Origin of the sequence: Vogesella fluminis (assembly GCF_014652335.1) — a bacterium.
Classification (GTDB): Bacteria; Pseudomonadota; Gammaproteobacteria; order Burkholderiales; family Chromobacteriaceae; genus Vogesella; species Vogesella fluminis.
Window position 1 is genome coordinate 97,648 of record NZ_BMYP01000010.1, and the last position, 8,243, is coordinate 105,890.

Here is an 8,243-nt window from a genome sequence, read left to right on the forward strand (position 1 = left end):
AATGGCAGGCGCCTGCACCCGGCAGCCCCTGTGGTGGATTTCACTGCGGCTGACGCGGCTGCATGATGCGTACTTTCAGCCTGCCAGGACGCGCGGCCTTGTGCCAGGATGGCGAACCGCGTGCAAATCATCAAAGTAGAAGCCGAATTTACAAATAGCCGGCAGAGGTAACCATGACGTATAGTTATGATTTGAATCAGCCCCTCTATGCCATCGTGAGCATGTCCAGCAATTTCGGTTTTCTGGTTGAGCATTCTGCATTGCTCGCTCAGCTGACGACAACGGCAGAGCAGGTCTTTGCCAGCGACCCCAATACCACGCTGATCAAGCTGCGCCAGTTTGGCGAAGCAATGGCGCGGGATTTGGCCGTTCGCTACGGCATTGCGTTCGACGATAAAACCACGCAAAGCGACTTGCTCTACAAGCTCAATCGCGAGCTGGAGCCGGAAATCCGCTCGTTGTTCCATACCCTGCGCATCGAAGGCAACCGTGCCACGCACGAATTCCACACCCGGCACCATGAGGCGATGGAAGGTCTGAAGGTCGCCCGCGTGCTGGCTATCTGGTATCACCAGTCATTTGGCCGGCAGGGCGCCAAGTTCAAGCCCGGCCCGTTTGTCGCCCCCGCCGATCCGAGCAGCCAGTTACGGGCGCTGCAAAAACAAATCGAACAGTTGCGTGGCCAGCTTAGCGATACGCAGCAGGCACGGGACAGCAACCAGCAACTTGCCGACCTTATCGCCCGGGAAAAAGAACAGTACGCGGCACTGGCCGAACAGATGGATGCCGAGGCGCGTACCTTTGAGGCGATGGCCGCCGAGCATGAAGCCAGGCTTGCCGCAGCGCAAACTGAATTCGCCGCCCAAATCGCCGCCCTGCAGCAGCAAATCGATAAAGACACGGCCGGCCAGACCCGCAAGAAAACCAGTGCTGCCACCAAACAGCTGGTGCTCAGCGAAGAGCTGACCCGCATCATTATCGACCAGCAGCTCACCGCTGCCGGCTGGGAAGCGGATACGCAAACCTTGACCTATGCCGCAGGCGCACGACCCGAGCGCAACAAAAACAAGGCAATTGCCGAGTGGCCATGTGCCGGAAAGCAGTCTGCCGATTACGTCTTGTTCGCTGGCCTGACGCCAATTGCTGTCGTTGAAGCCAAACGCGAGAATCAAAACGTCGCCGGCAAAATCGGGCAGGCAGAGCGCTATTCGCACAATTTCCGCATCGAAGCCCAGCACAAGCCCGCATGGGCGTTGGCAGGGCTTGATTCAGCATGGCAAGACGGCAGCCAAACCGGGAGCCATGCACTGTTTCATATCCCCTTTGTCTACTCCTGCAATGGCCGTCCGTACTTCAAGCAGGCGCTGGAGCAAAGCGGCACCTGGTTCCGCGACGTCCGCCATCCGGCCAATCTGGCGCGTGCGCTGATGGATTTTCATGCGCCGGACCAGCTGCTGGATTTACTCAAACGCAGCCGCGAGGAAGCCGAAGCCAAACTCAAGGCAGAAGGGTTCGCGTATCTGAAAGTGCGCGATTATCAGCAAAAGGCCATCGAAGCAGTCGAAACCGCGCTGGGTCATGGGCAGCGCAGTATCCTGCTGGCCATGGCCACCGGCACGGGTAAAACGCGCACCATCATCGGCCTGATTTACCGCTTCCTCAAAGCCGAGCGCTTTCGCCGCATCCTGTTTCTGGTAGACCGTACTGCACTGGGTGACCAGGCACTGGATGCTTTCAATGAAGCACCGCTGGAGCAGGGCCTGCCGCTGTCCAAGGCCTATAACATTGCCGACCTGGGTGATATGGCTGCCGAAGCAGAAACCCGCGTGCAGGTCGCCACGGTACAAGCCATGGTGCGGCGCATTTTCGATGCCGACTCGCCGCCGCTGGTGGGCGAATACGACTGCATCATCATTGACGAGGCCCACCGGGGCTACACACTCGACCAGGAAATGACCGAAGGCGAGCAGGCCGTGCGCGACCACACGCAATACCTGTCGCGCTACCGCCAGGTACTCGATTATTTCGACGCGGTGAAAATCGGCCTGACCGCCACGCCGGCCAAGCACACCAGCGATATTTTCGGCAAGCCGGTTTACACCTACAGCTATCGCGAAGCGGTCGCCGACGACTGGCTTGTTGACCACGAACCGCCCATCCGTTACGAAACCCTGCTCAGTAAAAACGGCATTACTTTTGCCAAGGGCGAAGCCGTGTCGGTTATCGATACCCGCACCGGTGCAATTGATGTGGCCGAACTCGCTGATGAACTCAGCTTTGACGTTGAAAGCTTCAATCGCCGCGTGATTACCAAAGATTTCAACCGCGTCATCTGCGAAGAGCTGGCCCGCGAAATTGACCCGCTCGGCGACGAAAAGACCATGATTTTCTGCGCCACCGATGCCCACGCCGACATGGTCAAGCGCCTGCTCGACGCGGCATTCAAAGACGTCTATGGCGACCAGTACAACGCCGCCGCCGTGCAGAAAATCACCGGCCAGACCGACAAGGTCGCGCAGGTCATCAAACAGTACAAAAACGAACGCTACCCCAGCATCGCCATCACCGTTGATTTGCTGACTACCGGCATCGACGTGCCGAAGATTTGCCATCTGGTCTTTCTGCGCCGTGTCCGTTCGCGGATTCTGTACGAGCAGATGATTGGCCGCGCCACGCGGCGTTGCGATGAAATCGGCAAAACCGAGTTCAAGATCTACGACCCCGTGGACATTTACGCCGCGCTTGAAGATGTGAACACCATGAAGCCGCTGGTGAAGAACCCGGACATCACGTTGGCACAACTGCTGGACGAGCTGGACAACCCGGCCAGCTACGAGACAGCGGCGGAAACAGACCATGGGCACGATGGTGGCGAAGCTGCCGGCCAGGGTAAAACCCACGCCGATGACGTGTTGGCCGCAGTCAGCCAGAAAGTGATGCGCGTGCTGCGCAAGGCTGGGAAAAAGGCCGAAAAAAATCCGCAGGTCAAGGACAAGCTTGCCGAGCTGGAGCAGCAGTGGGGCGTCGAGCCGGCAAAAATGCACGAACACTTGCGCAAGCTCGGCCCCAGGGCGGCTGCCGACTTTATCAGCAACAACACCCGCCTGCTGGAGCAGCTTGATGCCATCCGTGAGCTGATTGGCACCGATTACCGCCCGCTGATTGCGCCGCATAAGGACGAGCTACTCGCGCGCGAACAAACCTGGGGCCAGTACACCAGACCCGCCGACTATCTGGACAGCTTTGCCGATTTCATCCAGCGCTCGCTTAACCAGTCCGCCGCACTCAGCCTGGTGGTGACCCGCCCGAAAGACCTGACTCGCGCCCAGCTCAAGGAAATCCGCCTGCTGCTCGACGAAAACGGCTTTGCCGAGAGCAAGTTGAAGTCGGCCTGGCGCAATGCCACCAATCAGGAAGTCGCTGCCAGTATCATCGGCTATATCCGCCGCGCCGCCATTGGCGAGGCCTTGGTGCCTTTCGAGCTGCGCGTTGCCAATGCCATGCAGAAAATCTATGCCCGGCACAGCTGGAGCACCATCCAGCGAAAATGGCTGGAGCGCATTGCCAAGCAGCTCAATCACGAAGTCGTCATCGACCGGGATTTTGTCAACCACGCCTTTGCCAGAGATGGTGGTGCCCAGCAGCTGGAAAGAATCCTCGGTACGCAATTGCCAGCGGTGCTGGATGCGCTGGCTGAAGAGCTCTGGTCATCTGCTGCTTAAGGGTCATTATTTTGATTTTTGGTGGGTATTTTCACTGTTAAGAGTTAAAATAATAGCCATTATATATTTGATTCTGGCGTGCATCCCATGTAAGGGCTAAAATAGTAGCTATATCGCCATAAAATGGCCGTTAAGGGATGTTATGTTGGATTTTGCTTTTGCCTCCTGTCAGGAGGTCTGCGCCGAGCTTGGCCAGCGGCTCAAGCGCCAGCGTCTGGCGCAGGCGCTAACGCAAAAAGACCTTGCCGAGCGCGCTGGCGTGGCGCCGGGCACGGTGAAGAATCTGGAAGGCAAGGGCGTGTCCTCGCTGGAATCCACCATCCGCATCGTCATGGCGCTGGGGCTGGTTGACGAACTGGCCCAACTTTTCGAGCTCAAGGCCGCGCAGTCGATTGCCCAGATGGAGCGCGCCCAGCTGGCCGAGCGCAAACGCGCGCCCAGTCGAGCCAAACTGGCGGGCAAGCCATGATTAGAAAAGTCGAGGTCTTTTATGAAGGCTGGGGCGAACGCTGGCATCTGGCGACGCTCGCCGACGACGGTCGCAAGCTGCTATTCGAATACAGCCCCGAAGCACTGGCGCAAGGCCTGGAGCTATCGCCACGCCATCTGAAACTGCAGGCGGCGGCGTATGGCGATTTTCCTGCTTGCCAGCTTGGGCTGCCAGGGCTGATTGCCGATGCACTGCCTGATGGCTGGGGCTTGCTGCTGATGGACAGACTGTTCCGCCAGAATGGCATCGATCCGACTCGCGCCTCGGTACTCGACAGGCTGTCATTCATCGGCCAGCGGGCGATGGGCGCATTGAGCTTTCAGCCTGCCGCAGCCGCCGACATTCCCACTGATGATGTGCAATTGCTGAATCTGGCACAGCAAGCGCAAACCTTGCTTAGCGGCGAAGACAGCACCATCCTCAAGCAGCTCGCGCTGATGGGCGGCTCGCCGCATGGCGCGCGCCCCAAGGTGCTGGTGCATTACGACCCCACCAGCGGGCAACTCAGCACGCAGCCCTTCGCCGGCAGCGCGCCGTGGCTGGTCAAATTCCAGGCGCAGAACGAGCACAAGGAAGTCTGCGCCATCGAGCATCTGTACGCCCAGCTGGCGCGCGATTGCGGCCTGGACATCCCGGCCTCCCAGTATTTCGACCTGAGCCCAAGGTTGGCCGCATTCGGCATCGCCCGCTTTGATGTCGCGGGGGGCATGCGCATTCCTACCCACACCCTGGCCGGGCTGTTGCACGCCGATTTTCGCCTGCCCGGCTCGGTCGACTACACGACGTTTTTGCGTGCCACCCGCTTTCTCACCCGCGACGAGCGCGAGGTGCAAAAAGCCTACCGGCGCACCGTGTTCAACGTGCTGTTCAACAACCGCGACGACCACCCGAAGAATCTCAGTTTTCTATTGGGCCAGGACCGCCGCTGGGGCTTGTCGCCCGCGTACGACCTCACCTTCTGCGCCGGGCCGGCGGGCTATCACCAGATGGACGTCTGCGGCGAGGCGCTCAACATCAGCCGCACCCACCTGCTGCAACTGGCCACGCAAAACGCACTCGATGCACGCTGGGCAGGGCAAGTCATCGAGCAGCAACTTGCCGTGGCAGACCGCTTCGTGGTGCACGCCAAAAACCACGCCATCCGCCGCGCCACGCAGCAAGACCTCGCCGCCATCATTGCGGCCAACCTTGCACGGCTCAGGGCAAGTTAAACCGGATTAATACATTAGACGGCAGGGCATGGCCCTGCCGTCATTCCCCGATACTTTCGACAAGGCAATACCCATGAATAACAACGACATCGTCCAGAAGCTGTGGAGCCTCTGCGACGTGCTGCGCGACGACGGCATCAACTACAGCGACTACGTCACCGAGCTGGTGCTGCTGCTGTTCATCAAGATGGAATACGAGAACACCCAAAGCGGCGTCATCGCCGCGCACAAGCTGCCCGAGTACGCGCGCTGGAATGTGCTGACCGCCTTGTCGGGCTTGAACCTGCTCAACGAATACCGCGCCATGCTGCTCAAACTCAGCGTGCATCAAGACCCGCTGATTTCCGCCATCTACGCCGATGCGCAGACGCGCCTGCGTGAGCCGCGTCACCTGGAGCACCTGATCAAAGCGCTCGATGGCCTGGACTGGTTCTCCGCGCAAAAAGACGGCCTGGGCGACCTGTACGAAGGTCTGCTGGAAAAAAACGCCAGCGAGACAAAATCCGGCGCCGGCCAGTACTTTACGCCGCGCCCGCTCATCGACAGCATCATCGCGCTGGTGCAGCCGAAGCACGGCGAAACCATCCAGGACCCGGCCGCCGGTACGGCAGGCTTCCTGATTGCCGCCGACGCCTACATCAAGGCCAATACCGACGATCTGTACGACCTGACCGACAAGGAACAAACCTTCCAGCGCACCAGGGCGTATCTCGGCATGGAGCTGGTGCCCGACACCCGCCGCCTGGCGCTGATGAACTGCCTGCTGCACGGCATGGAAGGCGACGACGAGGGCGTGGTGCATCTGGGCAATACCCTGGGCAGCGCCGGCAGCCGCCTGCCCCGCGCCGACATCATGCTCAGCAACCCGCCATTCGGCACCGCCAAAGGTGGCGGCGGGCCAACCCGTGACGACCTGACCTTCGACACCAGCAACAAGCAGCTCGCCTTCCTGCAGCACATCTACCGCCACCTGAAAGACGACGGCCGCGCCGCCGTGGTGCTGCCCGACAACGTGCTGTTCGAGGCCGGCGTCGGCGCCGCCATCCGCCGCGACCTGATGGACAAGTGCAAGCTGCACACCATCCTGCGCCTGCCCACCGGCATCTTCTACGCGCAGGGCGTGAAAACCAATGTGCTGTTCTTCAGCAAGGTCAGCAACCACGCCACCGACAGCACGCAGCATGTCTGGGTCTACGACCTGCGCGCCAACATGCCCAAATTCGGCAAACGCACGCCGTTCACTCGCGCCCACTTTGCCGATTTTGAAGCCGCCTATGGTGCCGACCCGCACGGCACAAGCCCACGCACCGACCTTGGCGACACCGGCCGCTTCCGCGTGTTCAGCCGCGACTGGATACGCGAACGCGGCGACAGCCTGGATATTTCATGGCTCAAGGACGACAACGCCGAGGATGCGGCAGATTTACCCGAGCCAAGCGTGCTGGCGCGTGAAGCCATGGAGGAACTCAACGGCGCACTGGCCGAGCTGGAAGCGATACTGGCTGAACTGGGTGAAGAGGTGGAGGCATGATTTACGATTTAGATAACTTCCCTGAATTACCTGAAACTTGGGTCTCTGCGTGCGTAAATGACGTATTTACTCAGGTCAGTACGTCGAATAAGCAAATTAAATCAAAAGAAGCTTTGGTCGAGGGCCGCTTTCCTGTTATTGACCAAGGGGCACAATTCGTCAGCGGTTACTGCAATGATGAGGAGAAGTGTATTAGTGCTTCGATTGAGCAGCCCATTTATTTATTTGGCGACCACACCAGAACATTAAAGAAAATTACGACTCTGTTTGTTCCTGGGGCTGACGGCACCAAACTCTTGCAGGCAACCTCAGTTTTTAATTCCGATTATGCTTTCAGTATGCTTCGGGCAATTAAATTGCCTGATAGGGGGTATTCAAGGCATTTTCAGTTTTTACGTGATGCTCAAATCCCGCTCGCTCCGCTCCCCGAACAAAAACGCATCGCCGACAAGCTCGACGCGACCCTGGCGCGAGTCGATGCCTGCCGCGCACGCCTCGCCCGCGTTGCCCCCATCCTCAAACGCTTCCGCCAATCCGTCCTCGCCGCCGCCACCAGCGGCCAACTCACCGTCGACTGGCGCGAGCAGCAAGGGCATGGCCATGCAGGTAATGACGGTAAAACGCTGCAAGGCAATGCCGATGCCAGTAATGTAGGTCGGGCTGATGAAGGAAACCCAACGTTGGCCGCACACAATGAACGTTGGGCTTCGCAAGTTCAGCCCAACCTACGGGCTGACAGCGCCTCCGGCTCTTCCGACCCATGTGCTACGGAGGTTCTGTCTGGAACACAAGTTCATCAGCAAATTCAGTTTGTCGATGTTAGAGAGCCGTATTCCCATCGAGTTACTGCTCCTTTGTCTTGGGTGAAAAGCACTATCGGTGAAATGGTCGATATTATTGGTGGCAGCCAGCCGCCAAAATCAGTATTTCAAACCTCTCCAGGTGAAGGCTTGATTCGCTTGATTCAGATACGGGATTACAAGTCTGACAAGCATCTGACCTACATTCCAGTTTCCCTAGCAAAACGCTTTTGTAGCGAAACTGATGTGATGATTGGAAGGTATGGTCCTCCTATATTCCAGATTCTACGTGGATTGGAGGGGGCTTATAATGTTGCACTCATGAAAGCACAGCCGAAAAATTCCGGTTTAGACCTCGACTATCTATTTCATTTCTTAAAAGGCGATTTGCTTCTTAAATATATCGAGGCTGGTTCTGATAGAACCGCGGGGAGGGTGTGCAGAATTTTGTGTAAACGGACCATTGGCGGGAAACTGCCAAATTGTCCG

5 protein-coding genes are annotated in these 8,243 nt (G+C 58.4%); all 5 read left to right on the plus strand.

What is annotated here, in order from left to right; all coding sequences use genetic code 11:
- The first annotated feature begins 173 nt into the window (after window positions 1-173).
- Entirely contained in the window at window positions 174-3,722 is a 3,549-nt protein-coding gene (hsdR, locus tag IE083_RS05715) for a type I restriction-modification system endonuclease (protein WP_229799621.1), read from the plus strand.
- A gap of 142 nt (window positions 3,723-3,864) precedes the next feature.
- On the plus strand, window positions 3,865-4,191 hold the full coding sequence (locus IE083_RS05720) for a helix-turn-helix domain-containing protein (RefSeq protein ID WP_189352659.1): 327 nt from the start codon (window positions 3,865-3,867) through the stop codon (window positions 4,189-4,191).
- The gene (locus tag IE083_RS05725; protein WP_229799622.1) at window positions 4,188-5,423 is read left to right on the plus strand and encodes a type II toxin-antitoxin system HipA family toxin; all 1,236 of its coding nucleotides are present in this window, start codon (window positions 4,188-4,190) and stop codon (window positions 5,421-5,423) included. The genes IE083_RS05720 and IE083_RS05725 overlap by 4 nt, the downstream gene beginning before the upstream one ends.
- A 73-nt stretch (window positions 5,424-5,496) precedes the next feature.
- Complete coding sequence (locus IE083_RS05730; RefSeq protein WP_189352660.1) at window positions 5,497-6,954, plus strand: class I SAM-dependent DNA methyltransferase; 1,458 nt, start codon at window positions 5,497-5,499, stop codon at window positions 6,952-6,954.
- On the plus strand, window positions 6,951-8,243 hold a 1,293-nt coding region (locus IE083_RS05735; protein ID WP_229799623.1), incomplete at its 3' end, for a restriction endonuclease subunit S. The genes IE083_RS05730 and IE083_RS05735, both read left to right, overlap by 4 nt.

Coding starts and splice junctions, on each gene's coding strand:
- IE083_RS05720 (WP_189352659.1), top strand. CDS start 3,865: ATGTTGGATTTTGCTTTTGCCTCCTGTCAGGAGGTCTGCGCCGAGCTT.
- hsdR (WP_229799621.1), top strand. CDS start 174: ATGACGTATAGTTATGATTTGAATCAGCCCCTCTATGCCATCGTGAGC.
- IE083_RS05725 (WP_229799622.1), top strand. CDS start 4,188: ATGATTAGAAAAGTCGAGGTCTTTTATGAAGGCTGGGGCGAACGCTGG.
- IE083_RS05730 (WP_189352660.1), top strand. CDS start 5,497: ATGAATAACAACGACATCGTCCAGAAGCTGTGGAGCCTCTGCGACGTG.